Raw genomic sequence first — 560 nt, 5'->3', positions numbered from 1 at the left:
GATAAATCCACCGGGCAGAAACTGGCATCCACCGTACATTCTGTTGGTCCGTAAACGTTGATAAAGCGGGTGGTTTTTATCTGTTGCAATTTGGACCAGACCAGAGGGGGAAGGTTATCCCCCCCGACCAGTACCCGCTGGGGTTGATACCCGGCGGTACTTCCCAAACCCGCCTCCAATAGCCATTGCAGTTGAACGGGGGTGCAGTCAAATATGTCCACGACATGGCGCGCAAAATAGCGCCAGAGCGCTAAACCATCGGTACGGAGGGCTTCAGGGACGAGCACCAGGGTATGGCCGGCAAGCAACTGGAACCAGCTGCTCACGGAGGCATCGAAGACGATACTGGCATTCATGGCCACACGGCACGCTTGTTTAAGGGCGAGTATGCTACTTAATCCCGTATAAAGATTGATGACATTCCGGTGTGCCACCATTACCCCTTTGGGTCGTCCGGTGGAACCAGAGGTGTAGATCACATAGGCCAGATGCTGTGATGTCAGCCCCAGCGCCTGAACATCGGGATTGTTTTCCCATTTTTCATCAAAGAGAGAGGATGG

1 protein-coding gene is annotated in these 560 nt (G+C 53.8%); it reads right to left on the bottom strand.

Annotated features, from left to right (window positions below; all coding sequences use genetic code 11):
* Window positions 1-560, bottom strand: a 560-nt coding sequence (locus PSI17_RS17295; RefSeq protein WP_273553127.1) for an AMP-binding protein, incomplete at both ends; no start/stop codon positions are given.

Origin of the sequence: Xenorhabdus sp. IM139775 (assembly GCF_028598745.1) — a bacterium.
Lineage (GTDB): Bacteria > Pseudomonadota > Gammaproteobacteria > Enterobacterales > Enterobacteriaceae > Xenorhabdus.
This window is presented reverse-complemented; position numbering and strand designations above follow the sequence as displayed.